This is a genomic window from Nonomuraea fastidiosa (genome assembly GCF_042751225.1).
GTDB classification, from domain to species: Bacteria; Actinomycetota; Actinomycetes; order Streptosporangiales; family Streptosporangiaceae; genus Nonomuraea; species Nonomuraea fastidiosa.
Window position 1 is genome coordinate 1,211,494 of sequence record NZ_CP170570.1, and the last position, 21,900, is coordinate 1,233,393.

Sequence of the window (21,900 nt, forward strand, 5' to 3'; positions counted from 1 at the left end):
TCGTGGGGTGCCCGCCGCCGAGCTTCAGCGGCGGGCGTCCTCCAGGACCTTCGCCGCGTCCCGCTCGAACGACGGCCTGGCCCCCAGCGTGAGCAGGCCGCCTGCGACCATGGGGATGATCAGGACGTACATGCCGGTCAGCAGCGAGCCGGTCGCGTCGGAGACGATGCCGACGACCAGCGAGCCGAAGGCCGTACCGACGGTCAGGAAGAGCTGCAGGACGGCGAAGCCCAGCCCGCGGGAGGCGGCGGGAACCACGTCGGCCAGGCAGGCCGTCATGTTGGGGATCGCGATCGACATCAGCGCGCTCGACACCAGCGTCAGCCCGGCCAGCGTGCCGATCGAGTCCATGGACAGCGCTCCGGCCAGCACCACCGAGCCTGCCGTGATGCCGCCGCCGCCCGCGAGCAGGCGGCCGCCCTTGATCGTGCCGTGCCACTTCCTGCCCAGCCAGGAGCCGATGAGGGTGCCGGTGAGCGTGCCCGCGATGGTGAGCAGGCCGCTGATCGTACCTGCCGTGGCGACGTCCGCGCCGAGGGTGCGCACCATGAACGTGGGCAGCCAGAAGAACACCCCGGCCAGCCCGAGACTGAGCAGGGCGAGCCCGACGCAGACGAACAGCAGTGTCGGGATGACCGCCACGCTGCGGATCTGCTTGAGGAACGGCGGCTTGCCCTCCCGCGATGCCCCGGACCCGGCCCCGGTTGTGAAGGCCCCGGACGCGGTCGTAAAGGCACCGGATGCGGACTCGCCGGACCCGGACCCGGTCGCGAAGGTCCCGGACGCGGAATCGCCGGCCCCGGAGGTGGCCCCGCCGGATGCGGTCCCTGACGGGTGGGGGGCGATCGCGCCGGCGGCGATCAGCCGGTCCAGCTCGCCGCGCCGCGGCTCGCGCAGCATCCAGACCAGCAGCGCCGTGAGCACGCCCGGCACGACCATGATGAGGAACGCCGTCCGCCAGGAGAACGCGGCGGCGAGCTGCGCGCCGAGCAGGGTGCCGACGCCGCCGAGGTACGTGGTGACGCGGGTGAGCCCGTACGCCTTGGCCCTGCTGGCGGGCGGGTAGTAGTCGGCGAGCAGGCTGCCCGCGGCCGGGTTGTCGATGTTCTCGGCGGCGGCCAGCAGCACGCGCATCAGGTAGAACATGGCGAACCCGGTGGCCAGGCCGGAGCCGAGCGTGGCGAGCGCCCAGCAGAAGACGACGATCGCGATGATCCGGGTACGGCTGAAGCGGTCGGCCAGGTAACCGGCCGGCAGGGAGACCACGGCGGCGGCCAGAGCCGCGGCGGTCGGGATGGAGCCCGCCGCGGTGTCGCTGAATCGCCATTCCTGCTGGATGAGCGGGAGCACGCCCGACAGCAGGTTGGCCTCCATCCTGTCCACGAGCCCGACGATGAACAGCACCACCAGCGGTGCCCAGCCGAACGGTGCGCGGGACCGCGCGTCGATGGTGCCCGTACGTGGCGAGCCGAACGTCCCGACCATGCCCACCCTTTCGCTAGCTAACTCTAGAATCCAGTTCTAGGGCGATGTTCTAGACAGAGTGACAGAGATCACAGCGTTCGTAAATGGCCGGTTACCGGGAAATTTCGTGATCTGCGGCTTCGGTACCGTGTGGGCCATGGTCAACGGCGCACTCCTGGTGGCGGGCACCACCTCCGACGCGGGCAAGAGCGTGGTCACGGCGGGCATCTGCCGCTGGCTGGCCCGCCAGGGCGTGCGCGTCGCGCCCTTCAAGGCGCAGAACATGTCGCTCAACTCGTACGTCACGGCCGACGGCGCCGAGATCGGCCGCGCGCAGGCCGTTCAGGCGCGGGCCGCCGGCCTCGAACCGACCGCCGGCATGAACCCGATCCTCCTCAAACCGGGCAGCGACCGCCGCAGCCAGGTCGTGCTCATGGGCCGCCCGGTCGCGGACGTGGACGCCATGGAGTACGGCGCGCTGAAGGACCTGCTGCGCACGACCGCGCTGGAGGCGCTGGAGCGGCTCAGGAAGCAGTACGACGTGGTGGTGTGCGAGGGCGCGGGCAGTCCGGCGGAGATCAACCTGCGTCGCGGCGACATCGCCAACATGGGCCTGGCCAGGGCCGCGAACCTGCCCGTCATCGTGGTCGGCGACATCGACAGGGGCGGGGTGTTCGCCGCCTTCTACGGCACGGTCGGCCTCCTGGACGCCGCCGACCAGGCGCATGTGGCGGGGTTCGTGGTCAACAAGTTCAGGGGCGCGAAGGAGCTGCTCGAACCGGGGCTCGACATGCTCAGGAAGCTCACCGGCCGCGAGGTGTACGGAGTGCTGCCCTGGCTGGACGGGCTCTGGCTGGACGTCGAGGACTCGCTGGCGCTCGACGGGCGGCAGGTGGCCGTGCGGCCCCCGTACGGGCGGCAGACGCTGCGGGTCGCCGTCGTACGGCTGCCGCGCATCTCGAACTTCACCGACGTGGACGCGCTCGCCGCCGAGCCCGGTGTGGTCGTGCGCTTCGCCACCGGGGCCGCCGAGCTGGACGACGCCGACCTCGTCGTGCTGCCCGGCTCCCGGGCCACCGTCGCCGACCTCGCCTGGCTGCGGGAGAACGGCATGGCCGCGGCCCTGCGCGAGCGAACCGGGCCGATTCTCGGGATCTGCGGCGGCTTTCAGATGCTCGGACGGGAGATCGTGGACGACGTCGAGTCGGGGGCGGGCCGGGTCGAGGGGCTCGGGCTGCTGCCGGTGCGGTTCGTGTTCGGGGCGGACAAGCGGCTCGGCAGGCCCGCGGGGACGGCGTACGGGGAGCCGGTGCGCGCGTACGAGATCCACCACGGGATCCCGACCGTGGAGGGCGGCGAGCCCTTCCTCGACGGCTGCCGCTCGGCGAACGTCTTCGGCACCACCTGGCACGGCGCCCTGGAGAACGACGGCTTCCGCCGCGCCTTCCTCACCGACGTGGCCCGCCGAGCCGGCCGGGACTCTACCCCCGCCCCGGACACCGACTTCGCCCGGCTACGCGAGCACCGCCTGGACGCCCTCGCCGACCTGGTGGAGCAGAACCTGAACACGGACGCCCTCCTCCGCCTCATCGACCAGGGCCCCCCGAAGACCCTCCCCACCCTCCCACCCGGCGCCCCACCCGCGTAACGGGACAACCGCCGAAAACGGGCGCCACCGCGCGCCAGGGCTGACACCGGAGACGCCGAAGCAAGCCGCGCGCGACGAGACATGATGACACCGCGGACGGAGGGCGAGAGGGAGCAACGCCGCAGGCCGGAAGTGACGCCGACGCGCCTAGGAGGCCGCACGCGGCCACGGCAAGGCGACACCCACGGACAGTGGGCGGTGCCGCAGCGAGCAGCACCCGAACGGCGCACCACCCGCCGGGCACCGGACAACGCGACAGGCCGGGGCAGCGCCACGGGCCGAGGACGACACAGCCGGCTGGACCATGCGGCGGACAACGCGGCCGGGCGAGAGGCGACGCCAGGGCCGGCGAGCGGCGCCAGGCGGGCCGGTGAGGCGACGCCGCAAGCGACGCGCCGAAGGGGACGACACGGCGGGCAGGCGCGCCTGAGCGCGCGACGCGGCGGGCCGGGGTCAGTCAGGCCAGGGCTTCGGCGATGGCGGCGCGGTCCTGGTACTCGCGCCAGTGCACGATCCGCCCGTCCCTGGCGCGCAGCACCACGACGAACGCGGCCTGGGCTCGCGTGCCGGTCCCCGGGACGGTGCCGACCAGCCGGTACTCGGCGACGATCACCTCGGGGTCGGCGGTGTCGTGGATGGTCACGTCCCTGAACTCCTCGAACGTGACGGGGAGGGACGCGCGGCCCGCCCGGGACATCGCCACGACCTTCTCGCGTCCCTCGATCGTGCCCCGCCCGTCAGGGGCGTGCGGCTGCTCCACCACGACGTCGGCGGCCAGCATCTCCTCGTCGAGGGCGGGCGCTCCGGACAGGACGTTGCGTTGGAAGCGGGCGAAGAGGTCGCGCGAGGTTCGCTCGGACATGGCTTTCCTCCGGAGGCGAGGATAAGGTGAGCAACAGACTCACTTTATGAATATGAGTCCACGACTCACTTTTGTCAACGAGCAGACGGATGACCGACAGCAAGCCCATGCGCGCCGACGCCCGGCGCAACCGCGCCCGCATCCTGGCCGCCGCCGAGGAGGTGTTCGCCGAACGGGGTGCCTCCGCGTCCACCGAGGAGGTCGCCGCCCGCGCCGGCGTGGCCATCGGGACGGTGTTCCGCCACTTCCCCACCAAGCGCGACCTCCTCGCCGCGATCATGAAGGATCTGCGGCGCCGGCTGATCGAGAAGGCGGAGGCGCTCATCGCCGGCGGCGATCCGGCCACCGCGTTCTTCGAGTACTTCACGTTCCTCGTCGGCAGCTCGGCCGGAGCCGGTGCCGTGGTGAGCCTGCTCGCCGATGAAGGCACGCCCATCGAGCCGGGCGAGCAGATCATGGCGCTCGACCACGTCTTCGCCAGGCTGCTCGACGCGGCGCGCGAGGCCGGGACGGTCCGCGCGGACGTGCGTCTCGACGAGGTCATGGCCCTGCTGACCGCCGTCACCCACGGCGCGCTCGCCGCCGGCTGGCCGGACGACCTCCGGCACAGAACGGTGAACCTGCTCCTCGACGCCTTCCGCCCCCGCTGAGGCCCACCGGCTCCGAGATCAGCGCGGGCAGGGCCTGCCCTTGTGGGCGGCCGCGTCGGCGCCGGCGAGGATGGCGTCGAGCTTGTCCCTGGCCGCGATCAGCTCGTTGATCTTGGCGTCCATGCGCTCGCGCTCGGCGCGCAGCCGTTCGAGCAGCTCGGGCACGACCTCGCCGGTCACCACGCACGGCATGATCGGCTCGATGGCCTTGCTGGCGAGCCCGGCGGCGAAGAGCTGCCGGATGAGCCGGACCCGTTCCACCGCGCTCTCGGGGTAGACGCGCTGCCCGCTGGCGGTGCGCTCGGAGGCGAGCAGGCGCTGCTCCTCGTAGTAGCGCAGCGCGCGCACGCTCACGCCGGTCCTGGCGGCAAGCTCGCCGATTCGCATCCCGTCCCCCTCCGCGGCCCGTGCCGTGACCTGTGCCTTTGACGTCGGCGTCAGGGATTCAGCGTAATCCCCGCCCTCAGGGCACGGCCGGGCCCGCCTACCATACGCGGCATGACCACGCACGAGTTCACGCTGACCGCCGAGGGCCCGTTCGATTTCGCCGACTCCCTGCGCTTCGTGGAGGACTGGCCGGTCACGAGCAGGCTGCCGTCCGACGGGCGGACGCTGCGCTTCGCGTACTGCGCCGAGGCCGACTGGCGGCCGATCGGCGTGCGCGTGACGGCCGCCCCGGGCGGCGTGCGGGTCGCCACGACGCGTCCGGCCGGTCCGGCGATCAGGGGCGAGGTGGCGCGGATCCTGTCGCTCGACGTGGACGGCACCGGCTTCGCCAAGGTGGGCGAGGCCGACCCGGTGCTGGGCGACTTGCAGCGGCTGCGTCCCGGGTTGCGGCCGGTGTGCTTCTGGAGCCCGTGGGAGGCGGCCTGCTGGGCGGTGATCGTGCAGCGCTCGTCGATGGTCGTGGCGTCCGCGATCAAGCAGCGCATCGCGGAGCGGTACGGCGCCGAGGTGGAGGTGGACGGGCACCGGCTCGTCGCGTTCCCGCCGCCCGTCTCGCTGCTGGACGCGGGCGGGCTCGGACTGCCCGCGCAGAAGGAGGAATGGCTGCGCGGCCTGGCCAGGGCGGCGCTCGACGGCCTGCTCACCACCGAGCACCTGCGCTCGCTCGCGCCCGAGGAGGCGCTGGCGCAGCTTCGGGAGCTGCCGGGCGTGGGGCCGTTCTCGGCGGGGCTGATCCTCATCAGGGGCGCGGGCGCGCCGGACGCGTTCCCCGGTGACGAGCCGCGGCTGTTCGCGAACCTGCGCGAGGCGTACGGGCTGCCGGAGGACGCTCCGCCGTCGGCGTACCGGCGGCTGGCCGACGCCTGGCGGCCCTACCGGTCGTGGGCGTCGTTCCTCTTCCGCGCGACGGCGTACGGCGTCATGGACGAGCGCGGCTGACGCACCCGAGCCGCGCCCCGTCCCGCGCCGGCTACACGAAAGCCGCGGCGAAAATCAGGACCTGCGGCGGTGCACGCCGACCAAGTGCCCGTTCTGCCGGATCCTGGCCTCCTCGTACGGGCACAGGGGCCGGGTGACGTACGACTGCGCGATGGAGTCGGCCTCGCTGCGATCCACGCCCCAGCCGATGGTGTGCCAGTGCGGATCCCCGCCGGTGGTGTCCAGGACGGCGATCTCGAACAGCTCGGCGGCGGCGGGTGGCGTGCAGCGTACGTGGCCGCGCGCCTCTCCTGTGGCCGCCTGGGCGTTCCGGCTACCGGTCCCCGGCTGTTCCATGTGGGCTCCTTCCTCGGTGGCACAAACCTGGTCCGGATCTGCATGTGCCCCGATCGCCCCCAAGTCAGTCATGCCGCCGGCCGCGCTCGCGCCACAACCGCTCGCGCCACAACCGCTCGCGTCACGACCCGCTCGCGTCCCGGCAGAGCGGGGTCAGTCCTCGAGGATCGGCAGGCGCAGCACGAACCGGGCGCCGACGTCGGAGTCCTCGATGGTCAGCGTGCCGAGGTGGGCGGTCGCGATCTCCCTGGCGATGGGCAGGCCGAGCCCGGTGCCGCCGGCGTCGCGGTTGCGTGCGGCGTCCAGCCGGGTGAAGCGCTGGAAGACGAACTCGCGCTGCTCCGGCGCGATGCCCGCGCCGTCGTCCACGACTTCGAGCACGGCCTCGTCGCCCTGCCGCCGCACGGTCACGATGATCTTCCGTTCTGCGTGCCGTTCCGCGTTGTCGAGCAGGTTCGTCAGCAGGCGGGCCAGCTGCAGCCGGTCGCCGGTGACGACGACGCCGGTCTGCAGGGTGGTGACGACCTCCTTGCTGCGCGGCCGCGCGGTCTCGGCGGCGACCAGCTCGCCGAGGTCGATGGGCGCGCGCTCGTCGGGGGCGCCGGCGTCGAGCTTGCTGAGCGTGAGCAGGTCGTTCACGATCGCCTGGAGCCGGTCGAGGCTGGCCAGCACCTTCCTGCCGGTCTCCTCCCAGTCGGCGTCCTCGGGGTAGAGCAGGGCGTCCTCCACCTGCGTGCGCATCGCGGTGATCGGGCTGCGCAGGTCGTGTGAGGCGTCGGTGGCGAACCTGCGCTGCCGTTCCATCGCCTCCTGCAGCCCGGTGAGCGCGCCCTCCAGTCGTTCCAGGGTCTGGTTGCTCGTCTCGGCCAGCTCCCTGATCTCGTCCTCGGTGTCGGGTACCGGCACCCGCAGCCCGCCGCCGCCCGCGCTGATCTCGGCGAGCTTCCTGGTGATGCTGCCGACGGGGGCCAGCGTCTTGGCCACGATGCGGGAGACCCCGAACCAGGTGAGCCCGATCAGCGCGACCGACACGCCGAGCTGGAAGAGGACGGTCTGCGGGCTGACGTACCACGGCACGGCGGGGCCGAAGGCGTAGACGAGCCACTCGCCTTCCGGCTGGTACGCCGTCACCGTGACGACGATCTTGCACTCACCGGGGAAGGCCGGCAGGTTGCACAGCGTCCCGGTGTCGTTGGCCTGGGTGCGGCCCGGCAGGGCGGTGGTCAGGCGCGGCTGCCCCGCCAGGCTGGGCGTCCAGGCCACCGGCAGGCCGGTCTGGTCGATGACCTGAATGCCGTCGGTGCCCGCGGGCTCGAGCACCTGCGGCAGCCGCTGCTGCTTGATCATGATGAGCACGCGCACGGACACGACGGACAGGTCGTGCGCCCGGATGTCGGCGACCTCGTCCCTGATTCCGACCAGCACGAAAGCGCTCACGATGACGTTCAGCAGCAGCATCGTGACACTGGCGAACATCGCAAGCCGCGTCCGCAACGACCGGCCCCACAGTCTGCCCACGCGTCTCCCCCGGAGGCCAGAACATCACAGCGATGACGTTGGCCGCCATCTTCGGGAGATTCCCTGACAAAGACTTTTAAGGAGCGGCGGCCTACTCGATGACCAGCTCGACCGGCATGTTGCCCCGCGTGGCGTTGGAGTACGGGCACACCTGGTGGATGGCTTCGACGAGCGCGCGGCCCTCCTCGGGGCCGATGTGGTCGGGCAGCTCGACCCGGAGCGGACGGCCGACCTGCTGCTCGTGCTGCGCGACGGGCTCGTCGTCGGCTTCGACCTCGACGATCCCGCCGCCGTACGGGCGACCGCGCAGGAGGCGCTGGCCAGGCTGGTCGGCCCCGACGCGGGGCTCGACGTCAGCGGGCCGGTGGCGGCCCCACCGACTCGCCGGGCACCAGCGCACACGGAATGAGCACGCTGGGCGGCGCCTCTCCGGCTCCTTCGAGCCGGTCGATGAGCGCGTCGGCGGCCATCCGGCCCAGCTCGGCCGCGGGCGCGGCCATGACGGTGAGCGAGGGCTCGATCATCTCGCCCAGCTCGCGCGTGGTCGCCGCCGAGATGATCGACAGGTCGCCGGGCACGTGCCTGCCGAGCGCCCGCGTGCCCTTCACCAGCCCGGCCGCGGCGCCCTCGTTGACCAGGACGGCGGCCGTGACCTCGGGGAAGTCGTCGTGCAGGCGGCGGGCGGCGTCCCGGCCGCCCGCGCTGGTGCTCTCCACGGCGATCACCGCGGGCGGGTGGCCGAGCGGCGCGATCGCGTCGCGGTAGGCCGACTCCACCCGCTTGATGCGGCCCGGCTCGCCGGCCGCGCCGGTCTGCTGGGTGACCAGCGCGACGCGCTCGTGGCCGTGACCGCGCAGGTGCTCGACGGCCTGGTGGATGGTGGTGGCGAAGTCGATGTCGACGTACGGCAGGTCGTCGTCCTCGGTGCGGCCGATCAGCGCGAACGGCACCTGTGCGGCGAGCAGCCGCTCCACCCGCGCGTCGCGGATCTGCACCTCCATCAGCAGCACGCCGTCGACCAGCCCGCCGGCCAGCAGGTGCGACATCTGCTCGTCGTCGTTCACCGGCCACAGCACCAGGTCGTAGCCGCGCTCGCGGGCGCCGTGGGCCGCACCCATGACGAACTGGATCACCGTGGCGTTGGGCTTGGGCTCGAGATCGGGGTGCGCCAGCGCGAGTATGCGGGTGCGCGAGCTGGCCAGGGCGCGGGCGACGACGTTGCGCCGGTAGTTGAGCTCCTGGATGGCCGCCTCGATGCGGGCGCGGGTCTCGGGCGCGACCCGCTTGGTGCCGTTGATGACGAACGAGACCGTGGCGATCGAGACGTTCGCCCGCTCGGCGACGTCGCGCATCGTGACCATGTGATGCCGCCTCCCGACTCGTCAGGGCCGCGCGAAGCACCTGTGACTATATCGCCCGCCGGAGTTTCGTAAAGCGCTTAACTTGTTATTGACATCACGGTGAGATAGGCGCAACATAGCGGTCGAGCCAGCGCGGTTAAGCGCTTTACATCAAGCAGCGTCCGGCCCCGCCCCCGAGCGGCCGGATCACTTCCCGCAGCCCTTTTCTCCTTGTCACCGATCCATTTCCGACTTTGTTCGACCCCTGATCGACTCCGTGGCGACCCCCAAGGAGTGGCTCACATGGAGACAGCACGAAAGCGTCACGGGAAGGCGCCCACAGTGGCTGTCGCGGCGGTCCTCGTTCCCCTCACCCTGTCGGCGTGCGGCGGGGCGGCCGCCGGCGTACGCAACACCGGCCCGCTCGTCATCCAGGACTACTACGACGAGCTGCGCGACCCGCTCTACCAGGCGTGCGCGCGCAGGACCGGTCTCGACATCCAGGTCAATCACATCGCCGGCCCCGGCCTGATCCCCAAGGTGCTGCAGCAGAGCTCGTCGCGCACGCTGCCCGACGTGCTCATGCTCGACAACCCCGACGTCCAGCAGATCGCCGAGTCAGGCGCGCTGTCACCGCTCTCCGACTACGGCATGCACGGCGAGGGAATGACGCCGGGCGTGGTGAAGGCGGGCACGTACGCCGGAGAACTCTACGGCCTCGCCCCCTCGGTGAACACGCTCAGCATCTTCTACAACAAAGCGCTGTTCAAGGCGGCCGGCATCACGAAAGTCCCCAGAACCTGGGACGAGCTGCGCGCCACCGCGAAAAGGCTCACCGCGCCCGGCCGGTACGGCTTCGCGATGAGCAACATCAACACCTACGAGGGCTCCTGGCAGTTCCTGCCGTTCATGTGGGGCAACGGCGGCACCGAGGAGGACATCACCACCCCCGAGACCGTGCAGGCCCTGCAATTCCTGGTCGATCTGCGAAACGACGGCTCGATGTCGAAGAGCTCGATCATCTGGAGCCAGGACGACGTCATCGACCAGTTCATCGCCGGCAAGGCCGCGATGGTGGTCAACGGGCCCTGGCAGATCCCGGCGCTCAGAAAACAGCGGGACGTCGACTGGGGCACGTTCACCATCCCGACCCGGCTGGCCTCGCAGACCACGGTCGCCCCGCTCGGCGGCGAGCTGTTCACGGTGCCGCGCACCGGCGACCGGGCCAGGATGGCCGACGCGGGACGGTTCGTGAAGTGCCTGGTCTCACCGGAGCAGCAGCTCGAAACGGCCAAGGTCACGCAGACCGTACCGACGAACCCTGAGGTGGCCGAGCGCGCCGCGGCCGAGGACCCGGCGATCGCGACGTTCGTCACCACCGTGCGGACCGCGCGCTCACGTACCGCGATGCTCGGGCCCGACTGGCCGAAGGCGGCCACCAAGATCTATAACGGCGTCCAGCTCGCGCTGACCGGCAAGGCCCCGCCCGCGCAGGCCCTGCGCCTGGCACAGGGCGAAGGAGCGGCGCGATGACCTCGGCACCGCTCAGCCTCTCCCCCGCCGCCGCGCGCGGCCGCCGCAACCTGCTGTGGGCGCGCCTGCTCAGGCGGGCCACGCCGTGGCTGTTCACGCTGCCCGCGATGGCGTTCGTGGCGATGTTCTTCGGCTATCCGATCGTCCAGAACGTCGTCATGAGCTTCCAGGAGTACACGACCTCGACCTTCTACAGCGGTCACGCGCCCTGGGTCGGGCTCGGCAACTACGTGACGATCCTGTCGAGCTACCTGTTCACGACCACGCTGGTGAACACCGCGCTGTTCACGGTCGGCTCGATCACCTTCCAGTTCGCGATCGGGCTCGCGCTCGCGCTGTTCTTCAAGCGGAACTTCCCGCTCAGCGGCTTCCTGCGCTCGTTGCTGCTGCTGCCCTGGCTGCTGCCGCTGATCGCATCCAGCGCGGTCTGGAAGTGGCTGCTGGACCAGGAGAGCGGCGCGCTCAACCAGTTCCTCGGCCTGTTCGGCATCCCGGCCGTGCCGTGGCTGGTCGATCCGACGCTCGCACTCGCCGGGGTGATCGGCGTGAACATCTGGCTGGGCATCCCGTTCAACGTCGCCATCCTCTACAGCGGCCTGCAGGCCGTGCCGAAGGAGCTGTACGAGGCGGGCGCGCTCGACGGCGCCACCGGCTGGACCGCGTTCCGGCACATCACCTGGCCCAACATCCGGTCGGTGGTGAGCATCGTCATCGTGCTCGGCGTGGTCTACACGCTCAAGGTCGTCGACATCATCCTCGGCCTGACCGGCGGCGGCCCCGCCAACTCCACGCAGACGCTGGCCACGAACGCCTACAACAAGTCGTTCGTCGAGTTCGACTTCGGCCAGGGCGCGGCCATCAGCAACGTCCTCGTCGTGGTCTCGCTCGTCTTCGCCCTCATCTACCTGTTCATCTCGCGCCGCGAGCCGCACGAGTGAGGTGACGCACGTGAACCCCACCTCCACCGCACGCACGCTGCCCATGACGATGCTCGGCGTGCTCTTCCTGGCCGTGATGATCTTCCCGGTCTACTGGATGGTCAACACCAGCCTCCAGGCCGCCTCCGGGGCCGCCGCCGCCGACTTCTTCCCCGTACGTCCAGATCTCAGCGGTTACGTCACCGCCGTCACCGAGCAGGGCCGCAACTTCGTCACCAGCCTGGTCATCGCGCTCGGCACCGTGGTGCTCACCCTCGCCGTCGCGACGCCCGCCGCGTACGGGCTGGCCCGCTTCCGTACCAAGACCGGGAACGTGTTCCTGCTCGTGCTGCTGATCACGCAGATGATCCCGGCGATGGTCATCGCCAACGCCCTCTACCCGCTGTTCAACGCGCTCTTTCTGATCAACAACGTCTTCGGGCTGATCCTGGCCAACTCCGCCGCGGGCATCCCCTTCGCGGTGCTGCTCATCAGGGCGTTCATGGGCTCCATCCCGCCGGCGCTGGTGGAGGCGGCGATGGTGGACGGCGCGGGCAACCTGCGGGCGTTCCTCGCGATCGTCGTACCGATCAGCAAGAACGCGATCGTCACGGCCGCCCTGTTCACCTTCCTGTCGGCGTGGAGCGACTTCCTCTTCGCCCTCACCCTGACCAGCACGCCCGAGGTCAGGCCGATCACGCTCGGCATCTACGACTACATCAGCGCCAACTCGCAGGACTGGGCCGCGGTCATGGCCACGGCCGTGCTCGCGTCCATCCCCGCGGGGCTGTTGCTGATCTTCGCACAGCGCTACATAGCGGCCGGCGCCGTCAGCGGCGCGGTCAAATGACGACGGGAAAGGACGTCCGCATGAACGCTCGAACCCTCAACGTCCTGGTGTGGGGCGAGAACCGGCACGAGCAGGTCGAACCCCACGTGAGGGAGATCTACCCCGACGGCATGCACAACGCCATCAGGCGCGGCATCGAGGCCCGGCTGGGCGAGCGGGCGAAGGTCTCCACCGCGACCCTCGACGACCCCGAGCACGGTTTGACCGAGGAGGTGCTGGCCGGCACCGACGTGCTGACCTGGTGGGGCCATGCGGCGCATGCCGAGGTGGCGGACGAGGTGGTCGAACGCGTGCACCGGCACGTGCTGTCCGGCATGGGCCTGGTGGTGCTGCACTCCGGCCACTGGTCGAAGATCTTCACCAAGTTGATGGGCACGACCTGCACCTTGCGCTGGCGCAGCGAGAACGACCGCGAGCTGATCTGGACGGTCAACCCGACGCACCCCATCGCACGCGGCGTGCCGCACCCCATCGAGATCCCCGCCCAGGAGATGTACGGCGAATTCTTCGACATCCCCACCCCCGACGAGCTGATCTTCATCAGCTCGTTCACCGGCGGCGAGGTGTTCCGCAGCGGCTGTACGTTCCGGCGCGGCAACGGCAAGATCTTCTACTTCAGCCCGGGTGACCAGGACTATCCCGTCTACCACCACCCCGACGTGCTGCAGGTGATCGCCAACGGGGTCGAGTGGGCCGCAGGAGACCCCGACCGGCGGGCGCTGCCGACCCTGCTGCGCTACGAGATGGGCGACTTCTTCAACGGGCACGGCTACCGGGGCGCGATGCACAACAAGGACGCCGAGTGAGCGGGAGGCTGCGCGTCGTCCAGGTGGGCGCGGGCGCGATGGGCATGGCCTGGCTGCGCACGCTGACGGCGTCGGCCGACGTCGAGGTGGCCGGGGTGGCCGACCTCGATGTCGAACGGGCGCGGGCCGCCGTACGCGAGGTGGGCTGTGCGGCGCCGGTCGCGGGCTCGCTCGGCGAGCTGCTCGCGCGGGTCGAGCCGGACGCGGTCGTCAACGTCACCGTCCCCGCCGCGCACACCTCCGTCAGCGTCGAGGCGCTGTTCGCCGGCGTGCCCGTGCTGTGCGAGAAACCGGCAGCGCCGACCCTGGCCGAGGCCATGCTGCAGGCCGCCGCATCCGAGGCGTCGGGGCGGCTGCTGATGATCAGTCAGTCGCGCCGCTACTACGCCGCGCTGGCCGAGTACCGGCGGCTGATCGCCAGGCTGGGCCCGCCCGGCCTGCTCGCCACGTCGTTCTTCCGCGGGCCGCGATTCGGCGGGTTCCGCGAGGAGATGCCCCAGCCGCTGCTCGTCGACATGGCCATCCACGCCTTCGACGCGGCCCGCTACCTGCTCGGCGCCGAGCCGGTGTCGGTGACGTGCGAGAGCTGGAACCCGCCGTGGAGCTGGTACCGCGGCGACGCCTCCGCCACCGCGACCTTCCGCTTCGAAGGCGGCACCCGCTACGTCTACAACGGAAGCTGGTGCGCCGACGGGCTGGAGACCTCGTGGAACGGCGAGTGGCGGGCCGTCGGCCCCGGTGGCAGCGCCACCTGGGACGGCGAGCACCGGATCACCTCCAGCCTCGACGGGGCCGCCGACGTGCCGCCCGGCGAGCACGAGCAGATCGCCGGGGCGCTGGTGGAGTTCGTCGCGGCGGTGCGCGGCGGCCCGACGCCCTCGGGGGCGATCGCCCGTAACATCGGCAGCCTGGCCATGGTGGAGGCGGCGGTCCACGCGGCCGAGACCGGTGAGCGGGTCTCGATCGAGGAGCTGCTGTCCAGCGCGTACGCCGAGGCGCTCACGCTCCCGGCGCGCGAGGAGATCCACGCCCGGCTCGCGTCCTGGCCGTCGCCCGCCGAGCACCTCAGGAACGCCTGATGTTTCCCGCCCTCCCGCTCGGTTAGGTGAGGGATCGCATCCGACGAGCGGGAGGGAACGGGCATGAGCACCGACGACAAGATCCGCAACAAGGCTCAGGAGCTGAAGGGGCGGGCGAAGGAGAACATCGGCGACGCCACCGACGACGAGCGGCTGCAGGCCGAGGGGCGCGCCGACCAGACCGAGGGCGGCCTGAAGCAGGCCGGCGAGAAGGTGAAGGACGCGGGCAAGAAGGTCAAGGACGCCTTCAAGAAGTGACCCCGCGCCGCCGCCCGGGCGCCTTCCGGGGGTGCGGGCGCCCGCCGTGGCGGCGCCGTCGAGGACACGGTGACGGCGGGTCAGCGGGTGCAGGCGGGGACGGGGCCGAGCCGGACGGTGACCGTCTGGCCGTCCGGCAGGCCCAGGAGAACCGCGTCGTCCGTCACCGTCACCGACGGTGCGGGCGGCTCGGCTTGCGTTCCCGACAGGTGGACGAGGCTGACGTAGACGGCGGTGCCGCCCGGGTGTCCGATCGCGACGGCGTACGGGGTGGCGGAGCAGGGGCCGAAGGCGTTGGCGTGCTCCGCCGTGGCCAGGCCGGTGCCGGTGAAGCCGTGCAGGGCGCGTACGGCGCTGGTCAGGCCGTCGGCGCGCCGGGCCGAGGCCACGCCGTCGCCCTGCCGCAGCTCGGGCGGCGCGGCATCGGCGAGCGCGTGGCCGCCGTCGCGTACGTGGTGCCCGGCCGGTGCGGTGACCTGGTGGATCCTGATCTCTGACGCGCCCGCCGCGACGACCGCCGTCACCACGCGTACCTCCCCGTCCTGCCACGCCGACGCGGCGAACCCGTCGGAGACGGCGAGGGGCTCGATGACCCGCCGCAGGTACGTGGCGCCGCCCGGCGCGATGACGGCCAGGTTGTTGTCCACGCCGCTCGCCTCGGGCCCGGTGTGGCTGGTGTAGGCGAGCCTCAGGTAGTGGGGGTCGGGCGGGCCGTCGGGGTTCCTGACGCGATCGCGGTCGCTGCCGTGGTTGAGCAGGCGTACGACGCCGTCGCCACGGGTGGCCTCGATCAGCCAGCCGGGCGCCGGCATGGCCACGCTCTGGTCGGCCAGGTCGATCGGGGCCGGCTCCTCGGGCTCGGTCCAGACCGGGTGGTCGGGCGGCAGCAGCAGGCCGAGGAACGCCTTGCTGGCCCAGTACGGCGACGCCGGACCGGAGTAGGGCTGGACGACCGGCGGGAAGGGGTCGTACCAGCCGAGGGTGAGCAGGCCGCGTTCGTCGGGCGCGCCGCGTTCGGCGAAGTGCCGCAGCACGCCGCTGGCCAGGCGGCGGGTCCGGCCGGGCGGCAGCGGCGTGGCGCCGGTCAGCGCGCCCAGCCACAGCGGTGCGACGGTCGCGAACCGGTACGTCAGCGACCGCCCCTGGTGCACGGGCCCGCCGTCGGCGGCGAAGAAGTGCTGGTACTGCTCGAGGAAGAGGCGCAGGCGCTCGGCGTACCGCTCGGCGCGGGCGGTGTCGCCCGCCATCCTGGCCCACAGCGACGGATAGAGGTGCAGGGCCCAGCCGCAGTAGTAGTCGTAGTTCTTGCCCGTGCCGTCGGTGTACCAGCCGTCGCCGGTGTACCACTCCTCGATGCGCTCAAGGCCGCCGGTGATCTCGCCGGGCTCGTACGGGCCGCCCACCTCGGCCAGGAACTGCTCGACGATCACCCGGAACAGCACCCAGTTGTTGTCCGGGGTGCGCTTGCCGATGAACCCGGCCAGCCAGCTCACCACCCGCTCCTGCTGCTCCGGCGTGAGCCCGTCGTACAGCCAGGGCCGGGTCTCGTGCAGGGCGATCGCGATGGAAGCGGCCTCGACCAGCGGCTGCGCCATGTCGGTCAGCTCCGGCCAGGCGTAGGGGTGGCCGCGGTCGGTGCCGGAGATCAGGCCGGTCGCGTACCGCTCGATCAGCTCGGGCGGCACCTCGCCGCGCGCCCCCGCGATCCTGAACGCGGCCAGCAGGAACGTGCGCGCGTAGCCTTCGAGCCCGTCGCTGACCGTACCGGAGATGCTGGGCTTGCCGGGCAGCCGGTATTGGGCGAAGCCCTCGGTGGCGTACGGCACCACCGAGGCCAGCAGATGGTCGGCCATCGCCTCCCAGTGGGCCCTGGTCCAGCCGGTGTGTCCGGACAGCCGGTCGTCGGGCGGGGGGAGGTGAAGCGGCATGAACCGCATCCTAGGTGGATCAACCGCCCGCATTCGAGACCGGGCCGGGCGCTGCGCGGAACCGGAGCGGGTGGTCGAGCAGGGTGCCGGCGCCCGCCCGCTCCCGCTTCCGGCCGACCTGACCGCACCACACCGGCTGAGCACGCGCCCCGACGGTCAGTGGGCGGGCCGAGTCACGTGCGCGGGTGGGTGTCGTCCGTCGCAGGGGTGCGTGAGGGGGTCTGGCGGACGGGGATGGGGTGGACAGCGGCGATCAGGGGCCAGGTGAGGGCGGCCATCTCCGACGGAGGGCGGGGGCAGCCGCGCTGGAGCCAGTCAGCGGCGACGCCGATGAGCGCTCCGGCCGTGAAGGCGGCGACCACGTCGTGCGTGTCCTGCGAGTCGCCACGGTCGCCGGGCGTGCCGGGGCGGGCGGCAGGCTCGGACGGACGCACGCCGGCGCGGGCGGCGGGCTCGGCTGGTCCTGCGCCGGCGCGGGTGGACTCTTCGTGCAGGCGGGCCTCGATGGCGGCGGCGGTGCGGCGGCGGATGTGGTCGGCGACGCGGGCGCTGCCCTGAGGGCCGAGCAGCGCGCGGTAGAGCCCGGCGTGCTCGGCGAGGCTGGCGAAGAACGCCTCCAGCGACGCGGCCGCCTCGGCGAGCGGGTCGTCGGCGTCGAGGCCGGGCATGGGCAGCGACTCGATGAGCCGGTCGATCATCGCGGTGCAGGCGGCCTCGGCCAGCTCGTGCACGTCGCGGTAGTGGTCGTAGAAGGTCGAGCGGCTGACTCCGGCGAGCTCGGCGACGTCGGCGACGGCGATGCGGGACAGGTCGCGTTCCTCGACGAGCCGGAGCAGGGCACGGGCGAGGGCGGCCTGAGTGCGGCGGACGCGCCGATCACCCGATGGTGTGTTGCTTGCTCTCGAGGTCGCCACGCGCTTCACCCTACCTTCTGACGACAGGTGTAGGTTTTCCTACATGTGTGGGTAATGTTCGGGGCGAGAGGGCGGAAAGGACCAGGACATATGCGCATACATGCAGCCGGGGACGGGAGGAAGGCGGAGTGACACCGCCAGAGAGCATCCTGATCGTCGGCGCCTCGGCCGCGGGTCTGGGCACGGCCGAGGCACTGCGGCGCAACGGCTACACCGGGCGGCTGACGCTGCTCGACGCCGAGCCGCACCTCCCCTACGACCGGCCGCCACTGTCCAAGCAGGTGCTGGCCGGGGCGTGGGAGCCGGAGCGCGCGCAGCTCCGCACGCAGCAGCAGCTCGACGCCCTGGGCGCCGGCTTCGTACGCGGCGAGCCGGCCACGGCCCTGGACGCGAAGGCGCGGGCGGTCACCACGGCGTCCGGCCGCGTGGTGCGCGCCGATGCCGTCGTCATCGCGACGGGCCTGGTCCCGTGCCGGTTGCCGGGCCAGGACGACCTCGCGGGCGTGCACGTACTGCGCAGCCTTGACGACTCGCTCGCGCTGCGCCTCGGGCTGACCGCGGCCAGGCGGCTGGTGGTCGTCGGCGAGGGCGTGCTGGGCGCGGAGATCGCGGCGACGGCCAGGGGCATGGGCCTCGACGTGACGCTCGTCGGCATGGGCAGGGCGATCCTCGCCGACCAGCTCGGCGACGTCATCGCCGATCACCTGACCCGTACGCACGCCGAGCAGGGGGTGCGGCTGCGGCTCGGCGTCGCCGTCGAGGCGCTGACCGGCACGGCCGGGCGGGTGACGGGCGTGCGCCTGGCCACCGGCGAGACGCTCGACGCCGATGCCGTGGTGGTGGCCATCGGCTCCCGCCCGGCCACCGGCTGGCTGGAGGGCAGCGGGCTGCGGCTGGGCGACGGGGTGGAGTGCGACGCGCGCTGCCGGGCGGCCGACGGCGTCTACGCGGTGGGCGACGTGGCGTCCTGGCATCACGAAGGGCTGGGCCGCAGGCTGCGCCTGGAGAACCGGACCAACGCCACCGAGCAGGCCCAGGTCGTGGCGGCCAACCTGCTGGGCGCGGACCGGGCGTACACGCCGATCCCCTACTTCTGGACCGACCAGTACGACGTCAAGATCCAGGCGCACGGCCTGCCGTCGGCCGCGGCCGAGACGAGCATCGCGGAGGGCGATCCCGAGCAGCGCCGCTTCGCCGCCGTCTACCGCGAGGACGGCCGGATCACCGGCGTGCTCGGCTGGAACATGGCCAAGCAGGCCCGCGTCCTGCGCCAGCAGCACCTCACGCCCGCGTGAGGCGGCGTCACCGGCATCACCGAGCCGCCCGCGCCGGGCGGCGGACCATCCGAACACGAGGAGAGGCCGCATGAGTGCCAACGAGCAGGTCCTGAACTACCCGATCCCCAACGACGCGGCGCTCGACCCGCCCGCGGAGTGGGCGCGGCTGCGCGCGGAGTGCCCGGTGGCGCACGTGAAGCTGCCGAGCGGCGACGGCGCGCGGCTCATCACGAGGTACGAGGACGTCAAGGCGGTGCTCGCCGACCCGCGCTTCACCCGCCGGCTCACCGCCCCCGACGCGGCGCGGCTGTCGGCGGACGGCGGCGGGGTGTTCAACAGCGACATCGCGCAGATCATCCCCGACGGCGGCGAGGGCCACCAGCACTGGCGGCGGCTGGTGGGCCGGTGGTTCACGGCCAAGCGGATGGCGGCACTGCGGCCGTCGATGACGCAGATCGCCGACGACCTCATCGACGACATGGTCAAGCGCGGCGCGCCCGCCGACCTCAAGGCGTCGCTCGGCTTCCCGCTGCCGGTGTACGTGATCTGCGACATGCTCGGGGTGCCCGCCGAGGACCGCGACCGGTTCTCGTACTGGTCGGACACGTTCCTCAACCTCACCCGCTACTCCAAGGAGGAGATCGACGCCGCCCAGGCGGAGTTCTTCGAGTACATGTCCGGCCACGTCGCGGCCAAGCGGGAGCAGCCGGGCGAGGACCTGCTCAGCGAGCTGCTCGCGGCCGGCGGTCCCGAGCAGGGCGGGCTGTCGGACCTGCAGATCCTGGTGACGGGCATGGGGCTGCTGGTTGCCGGGCACGAGACCACCGCCAACATGATCGGCAAGATGGTCGCGATGCTGCTCGCCGACCGGAGCCGGTGGGAGCGGCTGCTGGACGAGCCCGCGCTGATCCGTACGACGGTCGAGGAGTCGCTGCGCATGGACGCGAACGCCGGCGTCGGCCTGCCCCGCTACCTGCCGGTCGAGGCGGAGGTCGGCGGTGAGGTGCTGCCCAAGGGCACCACGGTGATCTGCAGCATGGCGGCGGCCAACCGCGACGAGCGCGCCTTCGCCAACGCCTCCGAGATGGACATGACCCGCAGCCCGAACCCGCATCTCGCGTTCGGCTCCGGCGCGCACTCGTGTCTCGGCCAGGCGCTGGCGCGAACCGAGCTGCAGGTCGTGCTGGAGGTGCTGCTGCGCAGGCTCCCGTCGCTGGAGCTGGCCGTGCCCGTGGAAGAGCTGGAGCGCGTGGAGGGGCTGGCGGTCGGCGGCCTGCGTACGCTGCCCGTCCGCTGGTGACACCCCGTTCGAGAGGAGACGGACACCGATGAAGGTCATCATCGACGAGGACAAGTGCTGTGGTGCGGGGCAGTGCGTGCTGCTCGCGCCGGAGGTGTTCGACCAGCGTGAGGACGACGGCATCGTGATCCTGCTGGACGAGACGCCGGGCGCGGGCCAGCACGCCGCGGTGCGCGAGGCGGCCGCCGTGTGCCCGGGGGCCGCCATCGGGCTCGCGGAATGACCATCGGGCTCGCGTGATGAGACCGGGTCCGTCCGGCGGTCGTGGCGGCCGGGCGGGCTCTCACCGGGCGAGGCGCGGGTCTCCTCCCTCCGCGCGGCCCGGTGGAACACCATCCACGCCCCGCTGACCCCTTCCGCTCACCGGAGTCAGCCCGGCGGAGCCACGCGTACGCCCCGCCGGCCCCCGTTCGCGGGGGTCAGCGGGGCGTTCTCGGTATGCCCGCGATGATGGAGCGGGTGCGGGCCGGAGCCGTGGGCGGCAGGTCGGCGAGCACATCGGCCAGCGTGACCGCCGCGAGGCTGCGCCGCCACGCCTCGTGGGCCTCGAACATCTTCGCCGCCAGCACGCAGGTCTCCCTGCAGTCCTCGGGCGGCAGCGCGCCGCGCCCCCGCATCCGGATCTCGCGGCACTCGTACGGCGAAGCAGCCCCGTCCACCGCCTCCACGATCTCCAGCAGCGTGATCTCGCCCGGCGGCCGGCCGAGCCTGAACCCGCCTTTCGGCCCCGTCGTCGTCGCCAGCACCCCCGCTCTGACCAGCGCCTGGAGCTGCTTGGCCAGGTAGGGAGCGGGCAGGTCGTAGTAGTCGGCGAGCTGTGCGGCCGACGCGGTCGCTCCCGGGTCGAGCTGCGCCAGGGTCGTGGCGCAGTGCAACAGCCATTCGGTGCTCACAGGCAACTTCACGACGACCAGCATAATCTGAGATATTGAGGATCCGAAAAGTCCGAGATATAGTTCGTGACGTCATCGCACACATGGGGGAGATCAACCATGCGCATCGCAGTCGCCGGAGCCACCGGCAACATCGGCTCCAGGACGGCCGCCATCCTTGAGAAGGACGGGCACGAGGTCGTCCGCATCAGCCGGTCGCTCGGCGTCGACCTGACCACGGGCGAGGGGCTCGACCAGGCGCTGGCCGGGGCCGACGCGGTCATCGACGCGCTCAACGGCCCGCCGGGGGGCGTGGAGGAGACGGTCGCGTTCTTCGGCACCACCACCCGCAACCTGCTGGCCGCCGAGCAGCGCGCCGGGGTTCGGCACCACGTGCTGCTGTCGATCGTGGGCGTCCACCGCGTGCCGGGCAACGCCCACTACGCCGGCAAGCGTGAGCAGGAGCGGCTGGTGGAGGCAGGGCCGGTGCCGTGGACGATCGTGCCGGCCACGCAGTTCCACGACTTCGCGGAGATGGTCGCGAGCTGGACGGAGAAGGACGGCGTGGCCACCATCGCGCCGCTGCTCGTCCAGCCCATCGCGCCCGAGGACGTCGCAGCGGTGCTGGCCGAGGTCGCGCTCGGCGAGCCCCAGGGCCGCTATGCCGACGTCGCCGGGCCCGACCCGCAGGACCTCGTGGACATGGCACGGCGCACGCACCAGGTACGGGGGCGCGAGGTGAAGCTGGTGCCGACCTGGTCGGGGTTGTTCGGGCCGTCGATGGCGGGGGACGTGCTGCTGCCGGGCGAGCGCGTACGCATCATGCCGACCACGTTCGAGGAGTGGCTGGCCCAGCAGAAGTGAGTTCCGTGCGGCCTCTTCCTCCCGCGGGGGCGGAAGGGGCCGTTTCCGGCGGGCACGGCCGGGGGCGGCCGGCTCCGGCGAGGGCCGGGATGAGAGCG

At 71.9% G+C, this 21,900-nt stretch carries 23 protein-coding genes; 14 read left to right on the plus strand and 9 right to left on the minus strand.

Annotated features, from left to right (window positions below):
- Window positions 1-24: 24 nt before the first annotated feature.
- Window positions 25-1,485, minus strand: coding sequence for an MFS transporter (locus tag ACFMQL_RS05430; RefSeq protein ID WP_378784767.1), 1,461 nt, complete (start codon window positions 1,483-1,485; stop codon window positions 25-27).
- Window positions 1,486-1,621: 136 nt separating this feature from the next.
- On the opposite strand from ACFMQL_RS05430, the gene ACFMQL_RS05435 reads away from it, so the two are divergent.
- Window positions 1,622-3,112, plus strand: a complete 1,491-nt coding sequence (locus ACFMQL_RS05435) for a cobyric acid synthase (protein WP_378784769.1) — start codon at window positions 1,622-1,624, stop codon at window positions 3,110-3,112.
- A 457-nt stretch (window positions 3,113-3,569) separates the two neighbouring features.
- Here ACFMQL_RS05435 and ACFMQL_RS05440 read toward each other — a convergent pair whose 3' ends face one another.
- Window positions 3,570-3,974, minus strand: a complete 405-nt coding sequence (locus ACFMQL_RS05440; protein ID WP_378784771.1) for a nuclear transport factor 2 family protein — start codon at window positions 3,972-3,974, stop codon at window positions 3,570-3,572.
- 89 nt (window positions 3,975-4,063) lie between these two features.
- Between ACFMQL_RS05440 and ACFMQL_RS05445 the strand changes: the two genes are divergently transcribed.
- Window positions 4,064-4,624 carry a TetR/AcrR family transcriptional regulator gene (locus ACFMQL_RS05445; RefSeq protein WP_378784773.1) on the plus strand — a complete coding sequence of 187 codons (561 nt, stop codon included), beginning with the start codon at window positions 4,064-4,066 and terminating at the stop codon, window positions 4,622-4,624.
- 18 nt (window positions 4,625-4,642) lie between these two features.
- Here the strand turns inward: ACFMQL_RS05445 and ACFMQL_RS05450 are convergent, their stop codons facing one another.
- Window positions 4,643-5,011: a MerR family transcriptional regulator gene (locus ACFMQL_RS05450; protein ID WP_364057951.1), complete on the minus strand. Its 369-nt coding sequence runs from the start codon at window positions 5,009-5,011 to the stop codon at window positions 4,643-4,645.
- A gap of 111 nt (window positions 5,012-5,122) precedes the next feature.
- Here ACFMQL_RS05450 and ACFMQL_RS05455 point away from each other — a divergent pair, with 111 nt between their 5' ends.
- Window positions 5,123-6,010, plus strand: a complete 888-nt coding sequence (locus ACFMQL_RS05455) for a DNA-3-methyladenine glycosylase family protein (RefSeq protein WP_378784774.1) — start codon at window positions 5,123-5,125, stop codon at window positions 6,008-6,010.
- Between the two features lie 54 nt (window positions 6,011-6,064).
- On the opposite strand, the gene ACFMQL_RS05460 is transcribed toward ACFMQL_RS05455, so the two are convergent.
- Together ACFMQL_RS05460 and ACFMQL_RS05465 are read right to left on the minus strand one after the other, a co-directional pair.
- Window positions 6,065-6,346 (minus strand): hypothetical protein, encoded by a 282-nt coding sequence (locus ACFMQL_RS05460; RefSeq protein ID WP_364057957.1) that lies wholly within the window; start codon window positions 6,344-6,346, stop codon window positions 6,065-6,067.
- Window positions 6,347-6,499: 153 nt separating this feature from the next.
- Window positions 6,500-7,822: a sensor histidine kinase gene (locus ACFMQL_RS05465; RefSeq protein ID WP_378784776.1), complete on the minus strand. Its 1,323-nt coding sequence runs from the start codon at window positions 7,820-7,822 to the stop codon at window positions 6,500-6,502.
- Window positions 7,823-8,018: 196 nt separating this feature from the next.
- Here ACFMQL_RS05465 and ACFMQL_RS05470 point away from each other — a divergent pair, with 196 nt between their 5' ends.
- Entirely contained in the window at window positions 8,019-8,273 is a 255-nt protein-coding gene (locus tag ACFMQL_RS05470; protein ID WP_378784778.1) for a hypothetical protein, read from the plus strand.
- Here ACFMQL_RS05470 and ACFMQL_RS05475 read toward each other — a convergent pair.
- Window positions 8,218-9,225: a LacI family DNA-binding transcriptional regulator gene (locus ACFMQL_RS05475; protein WP_364057966.1), complete on the minus strand. Its 1,008-nt coding sequence runs from the start codon at window positions 9,223-9,225 to the stop codon at window positions 8,218-8,220. The genes ACFMQL_RS05470 and ACFMQL_RS05475 overlap by 56 nt on opposite strands.
- Window positions 9,226-9,546: 321 nt before the next feature.
- Between ACFMQL_RS05475 and ACFMQL_RS05480 the strand changes: the two genes are divergently transcribed.
- The 6 genes from ACFMQL_RS05480 to ACFMQL_RS05505 all read left to right on the plus strand — a co-directional run bounded on the left by ACFMQL_RS05480 (window position 9,547) and on the right by ACFMQL_RS05505 (window position 14,647).
- Window positions 9,547-10,737, plus strand: a complete 1,191-nt coding sequence (locus ACFMQL_RS05480; RefSeq protein ID WP_364057969.1) for an extracellular solute-binding protein — start codon at window positions 9,547-9,549, stop codon at window positions 10,735-10,737.
- A complete protein-coding gene (locus tag ACFMQL_RS05485; RefSeq protein ID WP_364057972.1) occupies window positions 10,734-11,675 on the plus strand; it encodes a sugar ABC transporter permease in 942 nt (313 codons plus the stop codon). Before ACFMQL_RS05480 ends, ACFMQL_RS05485 begins: the two co-directional genes overlap by 4 nt.
- Window positions 11,676-11,685: 10 nt before the next feature.
- Entirely contained in the window at window positions 11,686-12,504 is an 819-nt protein-coding gene (locus tag ACFMQL_RS05490; RefSeq protein ID WP_364057975.1) for a carbohydrate ABC transporter permease, read from the plus strand.
- Between the two features lie 20 nt (window positions 12,505-12,524).
- Complete coding sequence (locus tag ACFMQL_RS05495; protein WP_364057978.1) at window positions 12,525-13,310, plus strand: ThuA domain-containing protein; 786 nt, start codon at window positions 12,525-12,527, stop codon at window positions 13,308-13,310.
- Window positions 13,307-14,389 (plus strand): Gfo/Idh/MocA family oxidoreductase, encoded by a 1,083-nt coding sequence (locus ACFMQL_RS05500; RefSeq protein WP_364057981.1) that lies wholly within the window; start codon window positions 13,307-13,309, stop codon window positions 14,387-14,389. The genes ACFMQL_RS05495 and ACFMQL_RS05500 overlap by 4 nt, the downstream gene beginning before the upstream one ends.
- A gap of 63 nt (window positions 14,390-14,452) precedes the next feature.
- Window positions 14,453-14,647: a CsbD family protein gene (locus ACFMQL_RS05505; RefSeq protein WP_364057984.1), complete on the plus strand. Its 195-nt coding sequence runs from the start codon at window positions 14,453-14,455 to the stop codon at window positions 14,645-14,647.
- Window positions 14,648-14,727: 80 nt separating this feature from the next.
- Here the strand turns inward: ACFMQL_RS05505 and ACFMQL_RS05510 are convergent, their stop codons facing one another.
- A complete protein-coding gene (locus ACFMQL_RS05510) occupies window positions 14,728-16,575 on the minus strand; it encodes a DUF2264 domain-containing protein (protein WP_364057988.1) in 1,848 nt (615 codons plus the stop codon).
- Window positions 16,576-16,748: 173 nt separating this feature from the next.
- Window positions 16,749-17,489, minus strand: coding sequence for a TetR/AcrR family transcriptional regulator (locus ACFMQL_RS05515; RefSeq protein ID WP_364057991.1), 741 nt, complete (start codon window positions 17,487-17,489; stop codon window positions 16,749-16,751).
- Between the two features lie 128 nt (window positions 17,490-17,617).
- Here ACFMQL_RS05515 and ACFMQL_RS05520 point away from each other — a divergent pair, with 128 nt between their 5' ends.
- The 3 genes from ACFMQL_RS05520 to ACFMQL_RS05530 all read left to right on the plus strand — a co-directional run bounded on the left by ACFMQL_RS05520 (window position 17,618) and on the right by ACFMQL_RS05530 (window position 20,289).
- Window positions 17,618-18,784: an FAD-dependent oxidoreductase gene (locus ACFMQL_RS05520; protein WP_364057994.1), complete on the plus strand. Its 1,167-nt coding sequence runs from the start codon at window positions 17,618-17,620 to the stop codon at window positions 18,782-18,784.
- A 70-nt stretch (window positions 18,785-18,854) separates the two neighbouring features.
- Window positions 18,855-20,066 (plus strand): cytochrome P450, encoded by a 1,212-nt coding sequence (locus ACFMQL_RS05525; RefSeq protein ID WP_364057997.1) that lies wholly within the window; start codon window positions 18,855-18,857, stop codon window positions 20,064-20,066.
- A gap of 28 nt (window positions 20,067-20,094) precedes the next feature.
- Window positions 20,095-20,289: a ferredoxin gene (locus ACFMQL_RS05530; RefSeq protein ID WP_364058000.1), complete on the plus strand. Its 195-nt coding sequence runs from the start codon at window positions 20,095-20,097 to the stop codon at window positions 20,287-20,289.
- A 196-nt stretch (window positions 20,290-20,485) separates the two neighbouring features.
- Here ACFMQL_RS05530 and ACFMQL_RS05535 read toward each other — a convergent pair whose 3' ends face one another.
- On the minus strand, window positions 20,486-20,971 hold the full coding sequence (locus tag ACFMQL_RS05535; protein ID WP_364058003.1) for an Rrf2 family transcriptional regulator: 486 nt from the start codon (window positions 20,969-20,971) through the stop codon (window positions 20,486-20,488).
- Window positions 20,972-21,058: 87 nt separating this feature from the next.
- On the opposite strand from ACFMQL_RS05535, the gene ACFMQL_RS05540 reads away from it, so the two are divergent.
- Window positions 21,059-21,802, plus strand: coding sequence for an NAD(P)H-binding protein (locus ACFMQL_RS05540; protein WP_364058006.1), 744 nt, complete (start codon window positions 21,059-21,061; stop codon window positions 21,800-21,802).
- Window positions 21,803-21,900: the final 98 nt, after the last annotated feature.